Below are 20,589 nucleotides of genomic sequence, written 5' to 3'. Positions count from 1 at the left end.
AGATTTTAGATGACTTTAAGAAAATAAACTTGTGTTATTTTTATTAAAAATTATTAATAGAAAGTAAAAAACCTCATCAAATAAATGATGAGGTTATTAAATGTATTATTCCCCCAAATATTACATTTCTAATTGTAGTGTTTTAATATCTTCTATTAACTGCTTTACTGAGTTTTTATTTAAGCCATTATAAATGCCTCTAATGTGTTTGTTTTTATCAATTAGGATAAAATTTTCTGTGTGTAAAAAATCGTCAATCCCTTTTGGTTCTCCTAAATCTTCTTCTACAAAGTACCATTTTCTACCTAAATCATAAATCTCAGTTTTATCTCCGGTAACTAAATGCCATTTTTTACCAACATTATGTTCTAAAGCATAACTCTTAAGTTGCGGAACAGAATCTTTTGTTGGGGTTACAGAATGAGAAAGCATTAAAACAGTATCATCATTTTTAAAAGCTTCTTGCACCAAATTCATATTCTTTGTCATCATTGGACAAATACCAGGACAAGTAGTAAAGAAAAAATCTGTTACATAAATTTTATCTTCAAATGTTTTTTCTGTGATTTTGTTTCCTTCTTGATCTATTAAATTAAACTTTGGAATTTTATGAAAACTATTTAATTCATTACTTTTTTTATCAATCCAGTTTGGTGTAAAAGAAGCTTCATTATAATAAGGAAGTACATCAATTCTACTAATTATTTCTTTTTTATCTGTTTTTTTACAACTAATAAAAAACAAAACTATTAGTAGTAAAAAACTATATTTTTTTTCTCTCTTCAACCTTTTCATCTTTTAATTGATAACATAAATTTGCACGTTTCATACCAAAAGTTCTTCCGTTTTTGGCCTCATAATTCACATAAATCTTTCCGTTTTGTAACCAAGCTCTTTGCAAACCTTCTTCTTGTCCGTTTAATAAATTTCTTTCTTTAGATAAAGTTCCATCATTATACCATTGTTTTTCTACACCTTCTTTTTTTCCTTTAATAAAAGAAACATCAGATGCTAAAAAACCATTGCTCCACCAAGTTTTATAATTCCCTTCTAAAGCATTTTGGTTGTAATGAGATCTTAATTTTAACATTCCTGTTTTATACCAGACTCTGTAAACTCCTTGTTTTTTTCCGTTATAAAAACCAGTTTTTTCACTTAAAGTATCATTTTTATGATATTTTACAGCAAAACCATTGTACAGTTTGTTTTTATAATACCAATTACCTTCATTACCGTTTAAGACTAAACTATCTTTATGTATAATATTATTGCTATCTATTTCTAATGTTTTTTTTACAGCTACAATAGTTTTATTATCCGTTGCATTCTTACAACCAATAATAAAAATTAACAATAAAAAAAATTTAATAAATTTCATTTTTAGTAACCTTGATAAGGACCTTCAAAAGCAATATAAGAACCTGTTGTAGAATATAATTCATTAATTATATGATAATGATATTCACCATCTGGATTGTGAGGTGTTGGACCAAAATGACCACCAGATTCATCTAAATCTGTTGGATATTCATTAGAAGGATAATCTCTTCTACCATACAAAAACACTCCGTCTAATAATATACCAACTAAATTAGTATCATCATTTGTAAATGCTTTTGGCTCTAAATGATAATGATAAACACCAGGGCCAATATGTGCTCCAGTCCAATCTAAACTTGCAGCGGCTTCATCTAAAGCACCATTACCTTCTTGATCATTAAAAATTGATGCTCCACTTACTGCAATACCAATAGTATTTAAGGCCGTACTAACTGTACTACCTATTAAATTTGGTGTAGCATCTACGGTAATTGTTACCGCATTATTATTACTAGACATAACAGAAGGCGTTGTTGCTACATCCGGCTCATCTAAATACAAATCATTTCCTTCTCCCCAATAAACTGTTTCATGATCAGGTAAACCAGTAGTTTCTATAGTAACAGTTGTACCTCCATTTGATAAGTAAATATCAGTTGCACCAGTATTAAATTCTGCATATGCAGCATGTAGCTCCGTTAAAACTTCATCATCAACACTTGCATCAGAATCTAAATCAGATTCACTATCTGAAGTACAAGAAACTATCATCGAAAAAAGTATTGCTATAAGAGCTGTAGTTTTTATAATTTGGTTTTTCATTTTTAATTGGTTTTATTATTTTTATCTTCTATCTAGTCTTCTTTCTTTTTCTAGTTCTTCTTTTGTTAGAAAACCATCTTTATTTGAATCTAATCTAGAAAATTGCTCAGCTAAAGGACCTTTAGTTTCTTCTTTTGCCAATTTTCCATCTTTATTTGTGTCCATAACCTCTAATAATTCACTAAAACTTCTTGGTTGTCTTCTTCCTTCCTCTTGACCTCTTTGCCCTCCTTGTTCTCCGTTTCTTGGAGGTCCATTTCGTTCTTCTTTAACTTCTCCCATTAAACACCTACTTACGTAAGGAAACTCATTTGTTACTAAATAAACATATTCTCCATCTATAGTAGTACCATTACATTCATCTAAATCTCCTGAATTTGCCACAAACTCATAATCTGATCCATACGTTCCATCATGATGACCTCCAACTGAAATATCTATTGTTTGTTTAGGGTTTGAATAAGAACAATCTTCTCCTTCTCTATTACCACCTAATAGCTTATAACTTGGTTTATATGCACCACTTTTAGAATAATAAATAGGAAAACCATCGTGTGCAAAACCAATATGAACCAAATCTTTACCAGTATCTAAGTTTTCTATTACAGAAGTTGGTGAACCGTGATAATGATATGCGCCTGTAGGTTGTACATGTGCATGATTAAAGTCTAAACCTAAATCTATTACATCTTGTAATGCCTCTACTCTATAATTTTCTCCGGTTTCACAAACAACTACTTCTGCTGTACCTGGCTCAAATTTTATCCCATTTAAAGCAACTCCTGGTTCTCTTACCCAAGTTGGTTTATCTTTTAACTTAGGAGTTGTAGAAAATGTATAAGTTCTATTTTGGGCAGAAATAGTATTAGGATTTCCTTTTCTTGGAAACTCTCCCGTTTTATGGTTCGGTAATGCATTAGTTACCATTATTCTAACACCATTATTTACAGTTACAATTGTTTTTGTTCCGTAATTCCCATCTACAAGACTATAAGATTCAAAGTAATTTTCTACTGAATGTGTATGATCTTGTACCTCATTACTATGAGAATGTGAATGTTCTGCTTTCTGGGTTTTACATGACGTAAACCAAACACTCATTATAATAATTGGTATAAAATATTTTTTTTGCATCTTTTGTTTTATAATTAGATGATATTTATAAAATTAACTTGCGGTAGTTTTATGTTTTTTTTCAAAAAAAAGGCCTCATGATCCCTCATGAAGCCAAAAATTAACCAAACCAAAAATCTTTATATTTCTTTAATTCAAATCATTATTTACAACTAACTTTTATATGAAACAGTTAATCTTATAAATTAATTTGTAGGTCTTTCTTTTCTTTCAGGTTTAGGAGCATTTTTTATTTCCTTTTCTGATAAAAATCCATCTTCATCTGTATCAATTTTTTTAAAATCTTCTTTTAAAGGTCCTTTAGATTCTTTAAGAGAAATCTTACCATCTTCATTTGCATCCAATTCTTTTAACAGTTGCTTAAAAGTTGGTGGGCCTTTTGGTCTATCTTCTGAGTTACTAGATTGTGCATATGACGTTGCTGACATTGCTAATGTTAATCCTAAAATTGTTAAAACTCTATTTACTGATTTTTTCATTTTTAATTTCTTTATTAAGTTTATAAAAGTTTAGATGTAGCTTTTTAAAAAAACTTGTGCACGTTAACTTTACTTTAACAAAAAAGCTCTGTTAATAAATTAACAGAGCTTTTTCTTATACATTTTAAACCTTTTTATCTTGGCGGTGGCATACCTTCTTTATGAGGTAGCATCTCTCCATCCCTTGGCGGCGGCATTCTTTGCCCATCTTGATGAGGACCTGCATCTCCTCCTGCTCCTCTTAATGCTTGTTTTATTAATTTATCAACTTTAATAGCTTGTTCTTCATTACAAATGGTTCTTACTTTTTTAAAAAACCTAAAAACTTCTGATTCTTTCTTAGCTTGTAAAAGTCCTATTTTATTGGTTAAAGAATCAATATTAAAATCTTCTTTTTGAAAAGAATTAAACAAAACATCTTTTTGAACCATGATTGTTTTATCTATATTCTTCATAAAGTCTCTATGAACTTCATCAAGCTCTTCAAATTGCTTTTTTTGAGTTTCTGAAAAATCTAATTGCTCTGTTAAAAAACTTCTTTTTTGAAACTCTCTTTTGTTTTCATATGGTTTTTCTATCAACATAAAGATTAAAAAACCGTTTAATAGTATTAGAAAAATTAATAAAATAGGAAGTAGTTTTGATTTCATAACTGTTAATTTAAAATAGAAGTACTACTAGTTTGCAAAGAATACTCTTGCGCAAAAGCTTCTATATCTGATATTGAATTAGATGAATTTGTAGTATTATTAAAAACGTAAAAAATTGTTCCGAAATTTAATAACAATACAACACATAACGTAGCTAATTGTAATTGAGGTGTAAACCAAAAGAAAACAGATTTCTTCTTTTCTTTTTCTGTATTAAGCCTCTGCAAAACTTTATGTTCAAAAAAATGATTTACTTCAACCTTTTCTATAGCGTCTAATACTTTAAAAGTATCTTCTACCTGTTTGTTTATATGTTCTTTATTTTTCATTTTAATCTATTCTAAACAATGATTTATAATTATTTAGATGCTAAGTCATCTAAAAACTTGCGTTAATCTTGTGTTAATTTTCTAATTTATAGAAATTTTCTAATTTTTCTTGCAAACTTTTCTTAGCTCTAAACATTACAGACTCTACAGATGATAAACTTTTACCTGTAATTTCTACTATTTCTTGATAACTTTTACCATCAATTTTAGCTAAAGTAAACACCACTCTTTGACTTTCTGGCAAAGTGTTAATTGCTTTAAAAATAATTGCTGATTTTTCTTTATTTTCTAGTAAAATTCCTGGATGGTTTACTTCTGTAAAGTAACTTGTTTTATCTATAGGAATTTCATTTCCTAAAATAGTTTGCATAAACGCAAACCTCTTTTTTGTATTTTTCTTTCTGATAAACTCTAAACATTTATTAGTTGCAATTTTATAAATCCATGTAGATAATTTAGAATCGCCTTTAAATTTATTTATAGATTTAAAAACTTCTAAAAAAACTTCTTGCGCAACATCTTCTGCATCTTCTTTATTTGGAATAAAAGAGATACAGGTACCAAACACCTTCTGCTGAAAATCGCTTATTAATCGACTATAAGCAGACTGCTTTCCTTGTTTTAATTTATCTATAAAGTCTTGTTCTTCCAAATTTTTTAAAAAAAGTAAACATACAAAAAAAAGACTGTCTTAAAAACAGCCTTTTATATTATTATGTATTTCTATAAGGTCTACGATAAATAAATAAAAAAAATAGAGTAAATATTTATAATAATTAGCTCATAAAATAAAAAATATGTGATAGATTTTAAAGAAATAATTAGAATACGTACCTTTGCAATATAATTACTTTTTATGAAATTATTATTGCTTACTTTAGGGTTACTAGGTCTTGGTGTTGCAGGAATTGCAATTAAAATTTGGGCAAAAAAGGATGGTAAATTTGCAGGTACTTGTGCTAGCCAAAACCCAATGTTAAATAAAACGGGAGAATCTTGTGGTTTTTGTGGTAAAACACCAGATCAGTTTGAAACTTGTGCTGAACCAGAACATAATTAATATACTTTTTTAACTAAATGATTTTAACTGTACTTTTCTACTCTTTTGTAGTTTTTGCAGCAATTCAAATTATTTATTACCTTGTTTTTTCATCTTTTTTATTTGATAAAAAAAAGAAAAGAAATAGCTCTTTAAACGAGTCTATTTCTGTAATTATTTGTGCAAAAAATGAAGCTAAAAACCTTCAAAGCTTCTTGCCATCAATTATAAAACAAGAATACTCTAATTTTGAAATTGTTTTAATAAACGATGCATCCTATGATGAAACATTAGGTGTTATGGAGTCTTTTGAAAAGGAACACGAAAACATTAAAATTGTTAATGTTGAAAATACTGAGGCTTTTTGGGGAAACAAAAAATATGCTTTAACCTTAGGTATTAAAGCAGCTAAATACGACCATCTATTATTTACAGATGCAGATTGCAAACCTATTTCTAAACATTGGATTTCTAAAATGAGTGAAAACTTCTCTAAAGAAAAAACCATTGTTTTAGGATATGGAAAATATAAACAAGAAAATAAATTAGTCAACCTTTTTGTACGATTCGAAACTTTATTAACCGCCATTCAATATTTTAGTTATGCTAAATTAGGATCTCCTTATATGGCTGTTGGACGTAATTTAGCTTATAACAGAAACGAATTTTTTAATATAAAAGGTTTTATAAATCATATGCATATTAGATCTGGTGATGATGATTTATTTATACAAGATGCAGCTAATAAGAAAAATACAACTTATGCTTTATCTAAAAATAGTTTTACAGAATCTATTGCTCCTAAAAACTTTAAAGAATGGTTTCATCAAAAAAGAAGACATATTTCTACAGCAAAACACTACAAGAATAAACATAAGTTATTTTTAAGTTTATTTTTTATTTCTAAAATTTTATTTTTTCTTTTAGCCTCTGTATTGTTTTTCTTTTTTACATGGAAAATTATTTTACCAATAGTACTTACTTATTATTTAGTACAATTTATAGTAATTGGTTTTGCTTCTAAAAAATTAAAAGAACCATTAATTACTTTTTTCTTACCTTTCTTAGAAATTGGTCTTCTTATATTTCACTTATCAATATTTATCACTAATTTGTCTTCAAAACCAAATCATTGGAAATAAATAATAAACTTGAAGTAAATATTTCTAAAGCTAAAAACGGAAATCAATCTGCTTTTAAATATCTTTTAGACACTTTTTGGTCTTCGGTTTATAATTATCAATTAAAAAGAACTAGAAGTGAAAATGAAGCAGAAGATATAACTATTCAAACCTTTTCTAAAGCTTTTGATAAAATTGATACTTATAACGAAAAATACACTTTTAAAACTTGGTTAATTACTATTTCTAAAAATGTACATATAGATTTAATAAGAAAAAAAAATATTTCCATTTCTGCAGATACTTCTAAAGAACAAGAAGAAAAAGCGTATTTGGTTGTTGATGAAAGCCCTACTCCAGAAGACAAAATTATTACTGAACAAAATTTAGCTAAACTCTTAAGAGATATAAAGCAATTAAAACCTAAATATCAAGAAATTATTCAATTACGTTATTTTCAAGAATTATCTTATAAAGAAATTTCGCAACAAATAAACGAACCAATGAATAATGTGAAAGTTAAACTTTTACGAGCTAAAAAATTACTAGCGGAGATTATCAATAAATCTTAAATAAAAACATTTTTTCCTTTTTTAATATTTAACAAAATGATATTTAATGACTTAAAAATCATTAAATCTTTTCTTATTTTAAGACACATTATCATATAAATTACTTCCGTTTCTTAATCCTACTTTTTATATTTTCCTTCGTATATTTGTACTTAAATTTACATAGATATGGCGATAGAATCTGTAATACTTCCGGAAAAACAAAAAAAACCAAAATGGCTACGTGTAAAACTACCCGTTGGTAAAAAATATACAGAATTAAGAACCTTAGTAGATAAATATCAATTAAATACTATTTGTACTAGTGGAAGCTGCCCAAACATGGGTGAATGTTGGGGAGAAGGTACTGCAACCTTTATGATTCTTGGTAATATTTGTACGCGTTCTTGTGGTTTTTGTGGTGTAAAAACAGGAAGACCAGATACTGTAGAATGGGATGAACCAGAAAAAGTTGCTCGTTCAATAAAATTAATGAAAATTAAACATGCCGTTATTACTTCTGTAGATAGAGATGATTTAAAAGATGGTGGTTCTATTATCTGGGCAGAAACTGTAGATGCAATTCGTAGAGCAAACCCAAACACAACTCTAGAAACTTTAATCCCTGATTTTCAAGGAAACACAAAACAAATAGATAGAATTATAGATGTGCATCCAGAAGTAGTTTCTCATAATATGGAAACCGTTGTTAGGTTAACAAGAGAAGTACGTATACAAGCTAAATACCAAAGAAGTTTAGGCGTTTTAAAATACCTAAAAGAAAAAGGAATGCGTACTAAGAGTGGTTTAATGCTTGGTTTAGGAGAAAAAGAAGAAGAAGTAATACAAACTATGAAAGACTTAAGAGAGGTTGGGTTAGATATTATTACAATTGGCCAGTACTTACAACCTTCTAAAAAGAATTTACCTGTAAAAGAATTTATTACTCCAGAGCAATTTAAAAAATATGAAACTATTGGTTTAGAAATGGGCTTTATGTATGTAGAAAGTGGTGCTTTAGTGCGCTCTTCTTACAAAGCTCATAAACATGCCAATTAACCTTAAATTAAGCTTTACTTCACAAAAAATTAACGATTCCTCATTTGGAGTCGTTTTTTTTGTTAAATAAAAACTAAAAACTGATTTTATGCTTTAAATATTAAATATTTGATTAATTTTGCAGTGTAATTACATAGTAAAAGATTGAAAGCAACTTTGTAAACTGTTTTCATTGTGTAAATTATTTGAATTAATTGAATTAAAAAACCATCTCTGTTAGAGATGGTTTTTATTTTTTAATCGTTAGTTAACAACTTCAAATGTAGTTTTTATTGAAACAGGTTTCCCTCTATGAGTAAACCCTTCTATGTTAATTTCATAAATACCTAGATTATCCGAAGTATAAAAATTAAATTTATTAGACTTCTTTAATAACTCACAATTCAATTTCCAAAATAATTGATTTCTAAAATCTGGAATTCTCTCTTCTTGCTTTTTAAAATTATATTTTTGATTAAAATACTTTTTAGGTGCCAAGGGTTTAAATAAGTTAACATTTTTTTTATAATCTTTATTTACTAAATTTTTATAATCCCCTTTAAATGTTTCTAGTATAATTACACCATTGTAAAGTTTTGCTCCATAAGCATAATTGTCTTTTACAACAATTATTTTTTTAATTTGTTTAGTTTTTAAATCAATAATATCATTATGATTCAATATTTGCAAACCATCTACAAGTAACAATGGATTGTTGTTCTTATAGAGAAAATCAACACCTAATATTTTTATAGAATATTGATTCTTTTTTTTTGAATAATATAAATGTCCTGTTATTTCTGTTAAGGTTTCTTTTAAAGTAGAAAATCTATTGTAATCGTCTAAATAATAAGTATAAACGTTTGTCCCAAAAAACTTATCTTTATTAACATACTTTTTTACAGAATCCTGTTTTTTCAAATTAAAAGCATTTTCAATTTGATTATAAATACTTCTTTGTTCTATATATTTCTTTGCTTTTTCTGATAAGCTAAAATCGTTAAATACAAGATTCTCATAATTTATAACATCATCTTCATTCATTATTATTTGATAATTTTCTCGATTATCATTATCTATTTCTATAGTAGCTTTAGATGAAGTATAAGTTTTATCGATAATAAAATGAAAATTACCTACACTGTCCGTTTTAGAAACTTTAAAGATATATTCATTACCTGGAATAGATATCGAGACATTTACAAATGGAATTGCTTTCTTTGAATTTTTATCAATTATTTTTCCAGATAATAATTCTCCTCTAAATTCAGGAAAACAAATTAATTGTTCTGATTTATTATCTTGATATAATGATAAATAAGTACTACTATTATGTTTTTCAGGAACATTAAATTCTTCTACTTTGCGTACTGAAATAGAATAATTACCAGCAATTTGGTTTATATCTTCTGCTTTAATATCTAAAGTAACTTTTTCTCTACTTTTAAATAATTGTTTATTTAAAAATAAATTTATGGAGTTAGTAGTATTCTTAACTTCTCTATTTTCAAAAGTCTGATTATCTCTCTTTTCTTTACTTAAATATTTAGAATTATCAGCAAATGGGTTTAAGATAGCAACATCTCCTTGAAAAAAATTATTTTCTCCTCCATTTATCATCCATTTTGTATAAGCCACAATTTTATAGTTTCCTGATTTTATTGAAGTTGGTATAAAAAAATCTCCTTGACCTAAGCCAGATTTTAATAAAATTTTATGCTTAAAATGAACTTTATAATTATCATCTATTAACTCTACATAAACAACTTTACTTAAATTTGTAAGCTTATTGGTTTTGGAGTTTAAACAATACACCTTATACAACAGTTGTTCACCCGAAAGCAAAAAACTGGTATTATAATGTATAAAAATATTTTCTTGAGGTATATTCTTAAATAACTCAGAATTTTGCTGATTATTTTGTGAATAGCTCTCAGAAAAAAAACATATTAAGAATAATAAAAGTGTATTTTTTTTCATTTTATAAATTTAATCTACCCAAAAATCTGGTTTAATATTAGATCCTGACATTGTACAATCTCCACAAACTCGTGTAACTACATCATAAGGACCGCCCTCTTCTCCTCCTGGCTTTTGGTAAATAAGACTTACTCTATCTAATCTAACCAATGCTTTTAATTCATCTACTGGTGGGTCTATAATATTACAAACCCAAGGGTAAGAAGTTTCTAAAATATCTGTTCTATCAAAAAATATTCTTTTCTCAGAAATAGAAGACACTTCAAAAAAACCCAAAACTTTTTCATCTGAATCGTTTACTGAATAAATATTACTCGATAAAAAACCAGGCTGAATTTGTGATAATAAACTTTGTGAGCTCGAAAACTCTTCTAAAACTTTAAGATAATTATACGATTCTCTAGATTGTATATATTGTTTTACCAAAATACTATACCTAGTATTAAGTCTTATATCATCGCTTAGGATAAATTTTATTAAAAACTTAGAAATTCTATCTTCTTCTAAAAGATTGGTATCTGCTAATATTCTGCCTTGAGAAGCAATAGTTTGGTAACAGGTTTGCTCTTCTTGAGACCTTGGAACAACAGAAAAACCTCCTGATGAATTTAAAATTAAATCATCCGGTGTCCAAAAAGGTGCTATAATTTTATACGTTTCCTCAAATTCATAACCATAATATTTAGAAGCATTATCAGCATCAAAACTATCTACATATAAACCTATACCTTCTTCTCCATCATCATTAAAAGCAGGTTCTGCATATACATCATCTATAGTAGTTACATTGGTAAGTTTTGTGTTTTGAGACTTATATTCTTTACCATCTTGTGTCTCGATGGTTAAGGTATAATCTAAATTCGGTTCTGCTTTAAACATTACATCAGAAGTATAGATACCTATACCAGTTTCCGTAAAACTATAAGTATTGTTATTGCTAGCTTCTATTTTAATTACAGCTCCAGACTCGTAAGTTGGTACATAATCTTCGAATGTGTATGTTCTAGATAGTGTTATTTGATGATTTTTTAACTCGTTTGTAAGTTTAGCTTCTATAACTAATGCATCTTCAAATCCTTCAGTAGCAGCTTCAAATTCTTCAATGCAACTATTTGTAATTGCTAAGAGAATACCAATGGAAATGAAATAAATTATTTTCTTCATAATTAATACTAGTTTAGAAACTTATGTTATATGTAATTGTTGGTATTGGAAATGCAAATATTGAACTTTTGTAAGCTTTAATTTCTCCTCCATCAGTTACAAAAAACACAGAATATGGATTATTTCTTCCTAACACATTGTAAACAGAGATATTCCAGAAACCATGACCTGGTTTTTTAATTTTATGGTTCCCTTCCACATTAAAACCTATATCTAATCTAAAATAATCTGGAATTCTAAATTTATTTCGATCGCTATACAAAACTCTTTCTTCTCCATTTAGCATAAAATTACCAATAGGATAAGTTACTGGCCTACCTGTTTGATATGCAAAATTTGCAGAAAAACTGTACCTCTTTGTTATTTTGTAATTGGCAATGATGTTTAAATCATGTGGTTTATCAAAATTAGCTGGAAAATAGTTTCCATTATTAACTCTTTCTTCTCTAAACTGACTATCTAACTGAATAAAAGAACGCGAATAACTATAGCCTAACCAACCATTTAATCGTCCTTTATTTTTCTTTAACAAAAATTCTACGCCATAAGCTTGTCCTTTACCTTGTAAAATATCAGATTCTATATTTTGATTCAATAATAAATTAGCTCCTACTTTATAATCGAGAATATTTTTACTGGTTTTATAATAACTTTCTAAACTCAATTCATACTCATTACCATTTAGATTTTTAAAAAGTCCAAAAGAAACCTGATTTGCTTGTTGTGGTTTTATATTTAGATTAGACAATCTCCAAGTATCCGTTGGCGAAGCTGTTGTATTATTTGATAATGTATGAATATATTGATAAGTACTATTAAAACCTGCTTTTAAAGAAAAACTTTTAGTTAAAGAATATCTTAAAGATGATCTTATTTCTGGGCCTCCATAAGTTTTAATAACTTCGTTATCATCATATATTTTAATATCTGTGATAGTATTTTCATTTTTAGGTAAACTGGCATCGTAAACGTTTTGTGTTGATGGACCTAAAGCTGTAAATAAAGAGAATCTTAAACCTAAATTTGCTTGCAGTTTTTTATTGATTTTATAACTATCAGCAAAAAATATAGCAGACTCTAAACCTCTTTCTTTTGGTGTATTAAAAACTTCTACAATAGATTGTGTTCCTTTTGGTTTTATATTTCCTGGTGATACATTAAAAAGTTTATTAGATATTCCGTATTCAAATTTATGCTTTTCATTGGCTAAATATTTCATTTTTAATTTTAGCTCAGTTTCAGTAATTCTATAATCTAGCTCAAAATCATTTATAGAGTTTTCATCAAACTGTAAATTAAATTTATACTCACTGTTGGCTACAATTAAATCTCCACTACTCTTTTCGCTAAATTTACGATTCCACTTTACAGAGAATAATCTGTTAGAATAAGTTTGTAAAGAATCTGAAGTAATACTAAAAGCATCTTTACTATAATAAGCAGATACTTCTAGTTTGTCTTTGTCACTTAGTTTATGTGAATATTTTAAATTTGTATCGTAAAAAGATGCACTACTATTGCTTAGGTTTTCGTCTTCTATTGATTTTAAAACCCAATTAGAATAAGTAGCTCTACCTCCAATTATTAAACTCGCTTTTTCTTTTACAATAGGAATTTGTAGTGCTAAATTACTTGTTATTGGCCCAATTGCTGCTTCACCTTTAAATTCATTAAAATCAGCATCTTTTGTTTTAATATTAAAAACAGAAGATAATCTACCTCCAAACTCAGGCGGAATAGAGCCTTTATAAATATCTACATCACCAGAAGTAAAAGGATTGATTCCTGAAAAAATACCAAAAAAATGAGATGGATTATATAATACAGCATCATCTAAAAGTATTAGGTTTTGATCTTCTTTACCTCCTCTAACACTAAATCCTGCAGAACCTTCACCAGCTTTTTTTATTCCGGGTAAAGCAGTAGCAACTTTTAAAATATCTCTTTCTCCTAAAATTAAAGGAATGTTTTTTATATCCTGAATTTTTATGGTTGTAACTCCAGTAATGGCTTCGTTAATGTTTTTATCTTTACCAGCTTCAATAATTAATTCATCTAATAGCACAGAACTTTCTTTTAGTAAAAAGTTATATTTTCCGTTGTTATAAATTACAATCGTTTTTTTAAGTGATGAAAATCCTATTGATGTTGCTTCTATAACATTTGCACCTACAGGCAGCTGAATTGAATAAAAACCTTTATCGTCTGTAACCGCAGAAATTGAACTATTTTGTACTAATAAGACTAAATTAGGAATAATTTCTCCTGTAGTAACATTTTTTGCAAAACCACTAAGCGTATACCTTTTTTCTGTTGAATTTTTAGATTCTTTACCAATTCTTACAACCTGAGTATTAAAAGACTGGTTTGTTGCAACTTCACTATAAAAAATAGGAGCACTTTTTTTTATATCATTTATTTGTTCTTCATCTACTTTTTCTTTCCAAACCAAATTAGGAAATCGATTGTGAATAACACTATTTAGAGATAGTATTACCTTTTGATCTGAATGAATATAATAGTTGATGAGTGTATTATTAAAAAGATCATTTAAAACTTCCGAGAGTGCCACATTTATATAATTTCCAGAAACTAAATTATTGTCATTTAACCAATCATCAACATAATAAAAACGATACGAAGTTTTTTCTTCTATCTTTTTTAAAACCTCTTTAGGAGTTAAAGCTGTATAAGTTAATGTAATTTGTTGATTTTGTTGGGCATTAAGTATGTAAACGCAGAAAAATAAAATTAAGAATATATTTTTTTTCATTTTATTTAATTGCAGTTTTTTCTATTAATAATTGAAGATCACTTAGCAGATTTTTATAAAAATCAGTTTCATTTACTTTAAAAAGTTTTCTATTTCTTCTATAAAAAAGCGAAATGTATTTTTTTTGATTTGAAAAAACTCTAATCAACTCTTTTTTAGAATTTATAGGATAATAAGTATTGCCTTTTAACAATACATAGTAACTTCTTTCATAAAATTTGGTGTAGGCTAAATTATTATCAATTAACTCCGATTTTTCTTTGTAATTCTTTTTTAATAAAGTGGCAATTTTTGTTTTTAACAAAATTTGATAAAAACCGTTAAAATCATCATTTAGAATTAAAGGTCTTGTTCTACTATTTACAAATGAATGTTTTTCTGTAGAATTGTCAATTTTATCAATATTCAATTCAAAAAAATCAATTTTTTCTTTTATCAATCTTAAAAACAAAAAATTATCTTGATAAGGTAGTTTTGCGATTAACTGATCATCATAAATATCGTACTTTAAATAGATGTTATAATAAGCTTGATTATCATAAATAAGATTACCTAATTTATAATCATCATCAAGAAAGAAGCGATGATTACCTGGTTTAGCTTTAAATTTTTCTAAAAATATAGTACCATTATAAATACCTGAATTTCCATTACCAACCACAGCATCAAACCAAACATAATAGTCTTTTGACTCTAAATCTATTTGCGCATAGATTTTAGTTCTATTAGACATTAATGTAAGAATAAATATTAAAACTAATAGACTCCTTTTATTCATTTTTTAAAAGTAATCGAATTAAATTTTAAAACAACAATGGAAAAAAATTTTAACAATCATTTTTGTTAAGTTTAACAAAATAAATTTAACAAACTATGTTTGGCATAATACTTGGACAATAATTAATGAAAATAACTTTGTAAACTATTTTCACGGTGTAAATTATTTGAATTAAAAAAAACCATCTCAAAGGGAGATGGTTTTTTATTTTTAGTATACTTTTTAGAAAGATTAAACAGCTTCCTCTTCTTGAATTTCTTTTGCAATTTCTGCAACCTCATCTAAAACACGTAATAAATTACCATTCCATAATTGTTCTATTTGCTCTTCTGTATATCCTCTTTTTACTAATTCTATAGTTACGTTTAGTGTTTCAGAAGCATCATTCCATCCTTCTACTCCACCACCACCATCAAAATCAGAACTAATCCCTACATGATCAATTCCTATTTTTTCAACTAGATAATCTATATGATCTACAAAATCTGCAACATCTACTGGGTTTACCGTAGAAGAATTCATTTTAGCTTTTGCCTCTTTAGACAACTTCATATAAATAGCAATAGCATCTTCTCGTTCTTCTCCTTTTAATTTTCTTATTTCTCTTCTAGGAGTTAAAGTTACACCTTGTTCATCAGCTAAAGTTTGAATTACTTTTACCAATTCATCTTTATATTTTGCATCCTTTTCTGTATTTACATAAGAACTAAAAGCAACAGTTTGTACAACCCCGCCATTTTCTTTTAGCCATTCTAATTGTTCATCATCTAAATTTCTACTATGATCGCATAATGCCCTAGAAGAAGAATGAGATGCAATAATTGGAGCTTTAGAAAGCGCAATCATATCTTGCATCGATTTTTTAGAAGGGTGAGAAACATCAATCATAATTCCCCACTTATTCATTTCTTTAATTACTTCTTTTCCTAGATCACTTACACCATTATGTAACCAAATACTATCTTTCTCTCCCGTATTAGAATCACAAAATTGACTATGTCCATTATGGGAAAGACTCATATATCTTGCTCCTAAATCGTAAAATTGTTTTACTCTAGAAATATCTTCTCCTAACGGGTATGCATTTTCTACACCAATCATCGCTACTTTTTTACCAGATGCATAAATTTCTCTTGCTTCTTCTGATGTTGTTGCTAAACCAATTCTATCTGGTGCAATTTCTTCTGTAAGTTTATGTATTGCATTAAATTTACTCATTGCATTATCATATGCTTTTGCATACCCCTCTTCATTTAACTCTCCTTGACCTGTATAGACAATAAAGTAAGCAACATCTAAACCTCCTTCTTCCATATTAGGAAGATTAACTTGGTTTGTTAATTTTTGAGTATAATTAACTGAATCTGTAAAGTTAGATACATTAATATCTACGTGCGTATCTAAAGTCATAACTCGTTTATGAATTGATTTTGCTTTAGATAAAAGATCTTCTTCTTTTTTTTCTTCTTTTTTACAAGAAGTAACAACCGCTAGAAGTAACAGTAATTTTAGGTATTTCATAATAAAGTATTTGATTTGAATTGCCTAAATATACTAAGAATAAAAAAAAAGTTTCTTAAAAAAAGAAGATGCAATAATAAATTTGAGTATGATAAAATATGGTGCTCTAAAATATGATAAGTATAAATATTGACTGTATTTATTCAGGAAGTAATAGTCTAAAAACAACAAAATCGGTTAAAAATAAATTTCAACCGATTTATATTAAATATTACAAGTCCCCCAACTTATAAAAATATTATAATTAATTCTTTAAAACCATTAAAAGAAATAATATTTATCTCTTAATTCATTTCAAAGAAACGATTTAAATCAGATGAAAAAATTTACTTTCGATGATTTGATTTAAATATTCGACGAATTAACAAGTTACTTAGACGAATGGTTTTTGATTGTTTTAGAAATTTTAAATGAATTAAGTTTATTTATCCTCTCTAATTTAATAAACTAAAATTAGCATCAAAAAACAAAAACACTTTTAAATAACAAAATCGTCTAAAATTAAATTTCAGACGATTTGTTTCAACCCTTTAACTTATAAAATATGATAATTAATTCTTTAAGACTCTACAAATAAACAACTAAACACTTAATTTAAAACCCTGATTTCGATAATAATACATTTTAAAACGTTGAAATAACAAAATACTACGATTAATAAACTAACGTTTTTTTATTAGAGCGTAAGCCTATGGAAAGCTAATTTCTTTATATAAATTTATCTAATTAAAAATATATAAAATAAAAAAATCGCCTAAAAAGTTAATTTTAGACGATTAGTATCAATCCCAAATAAGTCCCTCAACTTAAAAGTTCATGTAATTAATTCTTCAAGACATTATAAAGAAACATTATTTATTTGCTATCCTATTTTTTTTTCGACGAATACAATAATATAAACGACGAAAGGAAGTAGTTAAAACTTAAGCAAACTTAATAGACTTAGATGGGTGAATTTTGGTAACGATGTAAGAAGGTATTATCAACATTAAAAAACACATCACTAATGTACCTAAATTCAATAATAAAATTTGAGATAAAGAAATGTAAACAGGCATTGTATTTACATAATAAGTTTCTGGGTTTAAAGTAATAACTTTAAAATAATCTTGAATAAAAATAATAGATAAACCTATAATATTCCCCCAAAAAAGTCCTTTTAAAATAAGATAAGAAGCATTGTATAAAAATATTTTTCTAATGCTTGTATTTGCACTACCTAAAGCTTTTAAGATACCAATCATTTGTACTCGCTCTAAGATTAAAACAAGTAAAGCAGTTATCATATTTATACCTGCTACTAAAATCATAATAGCAATTATAAACCATACATTATTATCAAAAAGCTGAATCCATTCAAAAACAGAGGGGTAACTTTCTACAATTGTTTTTGCATTTAGAGTTGCACCAATATCTCCATAAATTTCTTGTCCTTTTATTTCAATATCATCAAAACTTTCTAAAAGAACTTCAAAACCACCAACTTCATTTTCTGTCCATTTATTAAGGTTTTGTACTTCTCTAAGATCACCAATCATCATCATTTTATCAAACTGAGCAAAGCCAGAGCTATAAATTCCTACAATTGTATATTTTCTATTAGAAGGTAACTTACTGGTTGATGTTTTAAGAAAAGTAGCAAAAATAGTATCTCCCAACTTTAAATGCAGACGATTAACAATTGTTTGAGATAATAAAACTTCTTTGGTTCTTGGCAATGCTAAATTTGGTATTCTACCTTCTACCAAGTATTCATTAAAGAAATCCCAATTATAATCTGTAGAAACCCCTTTAAAAACAACACCTTCAAAATCTGTCTTAGTTCTTAAAAGTCCTGCTTTATTGGCAAAGACCTGCACATTTTTAATACCCTCTATATCTTTAAACTCCGGATAAAAATCTTGATTTTTACTTATTGCAACTGTAGAAACATCAGAATTATTAGAATCGTAATTCACAATTTGAATATGACCTTTAAAACCCGCCATTTTATCGCGAATTTTATATTGCAAACCTGCACCTGTAGCTACAGCAATAAGCATAATGATAATACCCAATGCAATTGCACTAATTGCTATTTTAATTATTGGTGATGAAATACTATTCTTATACTTTTTGCCAGCAATAATACGTTTTGCAATAAATAACTCGTAATTCAAATTGATGATAAATTTTAACCTTGGTAAAAATACATATTAAATATTATTTCTTTCACTCTATTTTTAGTTGATTTCTTATATAAAACTTTAAAAACCTATAATTATTTTAGATAGACTAAATCATAATGTCTATTATATTTATAAAGCTATTTAAGAAACTATCTCTAAAGTTTTTGTAAACAAATGACACCCCTTATTGCAGCTTGAATAATTTTATTATAAAAAGAAAAAATTAATATCTATAACATTTTTCTATTTCAGATTTTTAAATCTATACTTTTCTAGATTTCATCAAAAATAACTTAGCATCTTTATGTTTTTTTAATTTTTCATACCACAATTTTGCTTGCTCTTTATTTTCTAACTTATTATAAATTGCAAAGTTTAAGAAATCATACAAAGGTTTATTTTTTTCTTCTATAGCTCCCCCTTTAAATTTATTTAACATCTTTAAAGATTTCTCATATTTACCCTGAATTAGTTTTTTATAAACATTACCTAGCAAACCAATCTTTTGAGATTCTTTCTTTTTTCTTCCTTCATTTTCAAATAAATTTTTCGCTTTTTTTAGATATACACTACCTAGTTTTAAAAAATTATTTCTTAATGCTTTATCAACAAATAATGAATAATCAAAATATTTATTTGCAATATCTAAAGTAGAATCTCCCGTTCTATTTTTATAAAATTCAGTAAATTCAGATTGTAATAAAGCCGTATTGACAGAGAACTTATTAAGAAGCTGTTTTACTTCGTTTTTATTCATATAACTCATTTTACTAAAAACAATTTCTCCATTAGGGTCTAAAATAAAAACATAAGGAATTCCTCTTACAGAATACTTTTTAGACATTTGTTTATCAGTATCAATATCTATCTTTAATGGAATAAAATTATTTATGACACCTTGCAATTCAGCATCACTCCAAGATTCAGAATCCATACGTTTACAGGGGCCACACCAAATTGCCCAAAAATCTACTAAAATTAATTTATTAGTTGAAATTGCCATTTTTCTAGCATCTTCAAAAGAACTCATCCATTGCGTGGCATTAGATTTATTTATAAATGTAAAAACAAAGACAAGAGATACTATTATTTTTTTCATAACTTTTCTTCCAAAAATAATCAATAAAAAATTATTTTCTTCTAATTTTCTTATTAGACTCTAAAGGTATTTTCTTTTTTAAGGCTTCTACAATATTATAAGTGGCAGGACAAATAGAAGTATTTGTAATAGTTAAGTCTGTAATACCAATAAATTTTCTACGATTTGTATGTGGATATTCTGCACAAGCTTTTGGGCGAACATCATAAATAAAACACGTATTATCACTTTCATCTAAAAAAGAACAAGGCGCTGTTTTTAAAACCATAAAATCGTCTTCATCTCTTTCTAAATATTGCTTTGTAAAATTAGCAACTTTCATTTTTAAGTGTTTAGAAATACGCTCTACATCTTTATCTGTAAAAATAGGGCTAGTAGTTTTGCAACAATTTCCGCATTCTAAACAATCTGTTTTTGCAAACTCATTATCATGTAATTCTTGCATTACATAATCTAAATTTTTAGGTGTTCTTTTTTTTAAGTTTGTAAAATATTTTAGGTTTTCTTTTTTAGCTTCTTCTGCTAATTTTGGGAGTTGTTGCAAGCGTTTTTCCATAGTGCAAAAGTACAATTATTCTAAACCAAAAATCATTCTAAAAAACAAATAAAAATATGTAAATTCG

Annotated in this window: 20 protein-coding genes; 4 read left to right on the top strand and 16 right to left on the bottom strand. The window is 27.0% G+C overall.

Annotation, left to right across the window (positions count from 1 at the left end):
• Nucleotides 1-120: 120 nt before the first annotated feature.
• The 8 genes from ACJJVY_RS09655 to ACJJVY_RS09620 form a co-directional block, all read right to left on the bottom strand.
• A complete protein-coding gene (locus tag ACJJVY_RS09655) occupies nucleotides 121-795 on the bottom strand; it encodes an SCO family protein (RefSeq protein ID WP_405607481.1) in 675 nt (224 codons plus the stop codon).
• A complete protein-coding gene (locus ACJJVY_RS09650) occupies nucleotides 764-1,378 on the bottom strand; it encodes a toxin-antitoxin system YwqK family antitoxin (RefSeq protein WP_405607478.1) in 615 nt (204 codons plus the stop codon). Before ACJJVY_RS09650 ends, ACJJVY_RS09655 begins: the two co-directional genes overlap by 32 nt.
• A gap of 2 nt (nucleotides 1,379-1,380) precedes the next feature.
• Nucleotides 1,381-2,142, bottom strand: a complete 762-nt coding sequence (locus ACJJVY_RS09645) for a YHYH protein (RefSeq protein WP_405607475.1) — start codon at nucleotides 2,140-2,142, stop codon at nucleotides 1,381-1,383.
• 21 nt (nucleotides 2,143-2,163) lie between these two features.
• Nucleotides 2,164-3,276, bottom strand: coding sequence for a YHYH protein (locus ACJJVY_RS09640; RefSeq protein WP_405607472.1), 1,113 nt, complete (start codon nucleotides 3,274-3,276; stop codon nucleotides 2,164-2,166).
• Between the two features lie 185 nt (nucleotides 3,277-3,461).
• Nucleotides 3,462-3,755, bottom strand: a complete 294-nt coding sequence (locus tag ACJJVY_RS09635) for an EF-hand domain-containing protein (protein ID WP_405607469.1) — start codon at nucleotides 3,753-3,755, stop codon at nucleotides 3,462-3,464.
• A 134-nt stretch (nucleotides 3,756-3,889) separates the two neighbouring features.
• Nucleotides 3,890-4,405 carry a hypothetical protein gene (locus ACJJVY_RS09630; protein ID WP_405607466.1) on the bottom strand — a complete coding sequence of 172 codons (516 nt, stop codon included), beginning with the start codon at nucleotides 4,403-4,405 and terminating at the stop codon, nucleotides 3,890-3,892.
• 5 nt (nucleotides 4,406-4,410) lie between these two features.
• Nucleotides 4,411-4,734: a hypothetical protein gene (locus ACJJVY_RS09625; RefSeq protein ID WP_405607463.1), complete on the bottom strand. Its 324-nt coding sequence runs from the start codon at nucleotides 4,732-4,734 to the stop codon at nucleotides 4,411-4,413.
• A gap of 73 nt (nucleotides 4,735-4,807) precedes the next feature.
• The gene (locus tag ACJJVY_RS09620; RefSeq protein WP_405607460.1) at nucleotides 4,808-5,386 is read right to left on the bottom strand and encodes an RNA polymerase sigma factor; all 579 of its coding nucleotides are present in this window, start codon (nucleotides 5,384-5,386) and stop codon (nucleotides 4,808-4,810) included.
• 204 nt (nucleotides 5,387-5,590) lie between these two features.
• Between ACJJVY_RS09620 and ACJJVY_RS09615 the strand changes: the two genes are divergently transcribed.
• The 4 genes from ACJJVY_RS09615 (at nucleotide 5,591) to lipA (ending at nucleotide 8,504) form a co-directional block, all read left to right on the top strand.
• Nucleotides 5,591-5,794, top strand: a complete 204-nt coding sequence (locus ACJJVY_RS09615) for a membrane or secreted protein (RefSeq protein ID WP_405607457.1) — start codon at nucleotides 5,591-5,593, stop codon at nucleotides 5,792-5,794.
• 17 nt (nucleotides 5,795-5,811) lie between these two features.
• Nucleotides 5,812-6,915 carry a glycosyltransferase gene (locus tag ACJJVY_RS09610; protein WP_405607454.1) on the top strand — a complete coding sequence of 368 codons (1,104 nt, stop codon included), beginning with the start codon at nucleotides 5,812-5,814 and terminating at the stop codon, nucleotides 6,913-6,915.
• Nucleotides 6,906-7,466 (top strand): RNA polymerase sigma factor, encoded by a 561-nt coding sequence (locus ACJJVY_RS09605; RefSeq protein ID WP_405607451.1) that lies wholly within the window; start codon nucleotides 6,906-6,908, stop codon nucleotides 7,464-7,466. The genes ACJJVY_RS09610 and ACJJVY_RS09605 overlap by 10 nt, the downstream gene beginning before the upstream one ends.
• Nucleotides 7,467-7,634: 168 nt before the next feature.
• Nucleotides 7,635-8,504, top strand: coding sequence for a lipoyl synthase (gene lipA, locus ACJJVY_RS09600; protein ID WP_405607448.1), 870 nt, complete (start codon nucleotides 7,635-7,637; stop codon nucleotides 8,502-8,504).
• Between the two features lie 243 nt (nucleotides 8,505-8,747).
• Here the strand turns inward: lipA and ACJJVY_RS09595 are convergent, their stop codons facing one another.
• The 8 genes from ACJJVY_RS09595 to ACJJVY_RS09560 all read right to left on the bottom strand — a co-directional run bounded on the left by ACJJVY_RS09595 (nucleotide 8,748) and on the right by ACJJVY_RS09560 (nucleotide 20,522).
• Complete coding sequence (locus ACJJVY_RS09595; protein WP_405607445.1) at nucleotides 8,748-10,463, bottom strand: hypothetical protein; 1,716 nt, start codon at nucleotides 10,461-10,463, stop codon at nucleotides 8,748-8,750.
• A gap of 9 nt (nucleotides 10,464-10,472) precedes the next feature.
• Nucleotides 10,473-11,627: a DUF4249 domain-containing protein gene (locus tag ACJJVY_RS09590; protein WP_405607442.1), complete on the bottom strand. Its 1,155-nt coding sequence runs from the start codon at nucleotides 11,625-11,627 to the stop codon at nucleotides 10,473-10,475.
• Nucleotides 11,628-11,640: 13 nt separating this feature from the next.
• On the bottom strand, nucleotides 11,641-14,400 hold the full coding sequence (locus ACJJVY_RS09585; RefSeq protein WP_405607439.1) for a carboxypeptidase-like regulatory domain-containing protein: 2,760 nt from the start codon (nucleotides 14,398-14,400) through the stop codon (nucleotides 11,641-11,643).
• A 1-nt stretch (nucleotide 14,401) separates the two neighbouring features.
• Complete coding sequence (locus ACJJVY_RS09580) at nucleotides 14,402-15,178, bottom strand: hypothetical protein (RefSeq protein WP_405607436.1); 777 nt, start codon at nucleotides 15,176-15,178, stop codon at nucleotides 14,402-14,404.
• A 231-nt stretch (nucleotides 15,179-15,409) separates the two neighbouring features.
• On the bottom strand, nucleotides 15,410-16,699 hold the full coding sequence (locus ACJJVY_RS09575) for a dipeptidase (protein ID WP_405607433.1): 1,290 nt from the start codon (nucleotides 16,697-16,699) through the stop codon (nucleotides 15,410-15,412).
• Between the two features lie 923 nt (nucleotides 16,700-17,622).
• Complete coding sequence (locus ACJJVY_RS09570) at nucleotides 17,623-18,858, bottom strand: ABC transporter permease (RefSeq protein WP_405607430.1); 1,236 nt, start codon at nucleotides 18,856-18,858, stop codon at nucleotides 17,623-17,625.
• Between the two features lie 271 nt (nucleotides 18,859-19,129).
• Nucleotides 19,130-19,966 (bottom strand): thioredoxin family protein, encoded by an 837-nt coding sequence (locus ACJJVY_RS09565; RefSeq protein ID WP_405607427.1) that lies wholly within the window; start codon nucleotides 19,964-19,966, stop codon nucleotides 19,130-19,132.
• A gap of 31 nt (nucleotides 19,967-19,997) precedes the next feature.
• Complete coding sequence (locus ACJJVY_RS09560) at nucleotides 19,998-20,522, bottom strand: YkgJ family cysteine cluster protein (RefSeq protein ID WP_405607424.1); 525 nt, start codon at nucleotides 20,520-20,522, stop codon at nucleotides 19,998-20,000.
• Between the last annotated feature and the right edge of the window lie 67 nt (nucleotides 20,523-20,589).

It is taken from the genome of Polaribacter sp. Asnod1-A03 (assembly GCF_045063585.1).
Taxonomy (GTDB): Bacteria; Bacteroidota; Bacteroidia; order Flavobacteriales; family Flavobacteriaceae; genus Polaribacter.
The sequence above is the reverse complement of the archived record's forward strand: the minus strand, read 5'-3'. Positions and strand labels throughout refer to the sequence as shown.

Bases quoted from the DNA above. Each gene is read 5' to 3' on its own strand.
- ACJJVY_RS09655 (WP_405607481.1), bottom strand. From the start codon at position 795: ATGAAAAGGTTGAAGAGAGAAAAAAAATATAGTTTTTTACTACTAATA.
- ACJJVY_RS09650 (WP_405607478.1), bottom strand. From the start codon at position 1,378: ATGAAATTTATTAAATTTTTTTTATTGTTAATTTTTATTATTGGTTGT.
- ACJJVY_RS09645 (WP_405607475.1), bottom strand. From the start codon at position 2,142: ATGAAAAACCAAATTATAAAAACTACAGCTCTTATAGCAATACTTTTT.
- ACJJVY_RS09640 (WP_405607472.1), bottom strand. From the start codon at position 3,276: ATGCAAAAAAAATATTTTATACCAATTATTATAATGAGTGTTTGGTTT.
- ACJJVY_RS09635 (WP_405607469.1), bottom strand. From the start codon at position 3,755: ATGAAAAAATCAGTAAATAGAGTTTTAACAATTTTAGGATTAACATTA.
- ACJJVY_RS09630 (WP_405607466.1), bottom strand. From the start codon at position 4,405: ATGAAATCAAAACTACTTCCTATTTTATTAATTTTTCTAATACTATTA.
- ACJJVY_RS09625 (WP_405607463.1), bottom strand. From the start codon at position 4,734: ATGAAAAATAAAGAACATATAAACAAACAGGTAGAAGATACTTTTAAA.
- ACJJVY_RS09615 (WP_405607457.1), top strand. From the start codon at position 5,591: ATGAAATTATTATTGCTTACTTTAGGGTTACTAGGTCTTGGTGTTGCA.
- ACJJVY_RS09610 (WP_405607454.1), top strand. From the start codon at position 5,812: ATGATTTTAACTGTACTTTTCTACTCTTTTGTAGTTTTTGCAGCAATT.
- lipA (WP_405607448.1), top strand. From the start codon at position 7,635: ATGGCGATAGAATCTGTAATACTTCCGGAAAAACAAAAAAAACCAAAA.
- ACJJVY_RS09595 (WP_405607445.1), bottom strand. From the start codon at position 10,463: ATGAAAAAAAATACACTTTTATTATTCTTAATATGTTTTTTTTCTGAG.
- ACJJVY_RS09590 (WP_405607442.1), bottom strand. From the start codon at position 11,627: ATGAAGAAAATAATTTATTTCATTTCCATTGGTATTCTCTTAGCAATT.
- ACJJVY_RS09585 (WP_405607439.1), bottom strand. From the start codon at position 14,400: ATGAAAAAAAATATATTCTTAATTTTATTTTTCTGCGTTTACATACTT.
- ACJJVY_RS09580 (WP_405607436.1), bottom strand. From the start codon at position 15,178: ATGAATAAAAGGAGTCTATTAGTTTTAATATTTATTCTTACATTAATG.
- ACJJVY_RS09575 (WP_405607433.1), bottom strand. From the start codon at position 16,699: ATGAAATACCTAAAATTACTGTTACTTCTAGCGGTTGTTACTTCTTGT.
- ACJJVY_RS09565 (WP_405607427.1), bottom strand. From the start codon at position 19,966: ATGAAAAAAATAATAGTATCTCTTGTCTTTGTTTTTACATTTATAAAT.
- ACJJVY_RS09560 (WP_405607424.1), bottom strand. From the start codon at position 20,522: ATGGAAAAACGCTTGCAACAACTCCCAAAATTAGCAGAAGAAGCTAAA.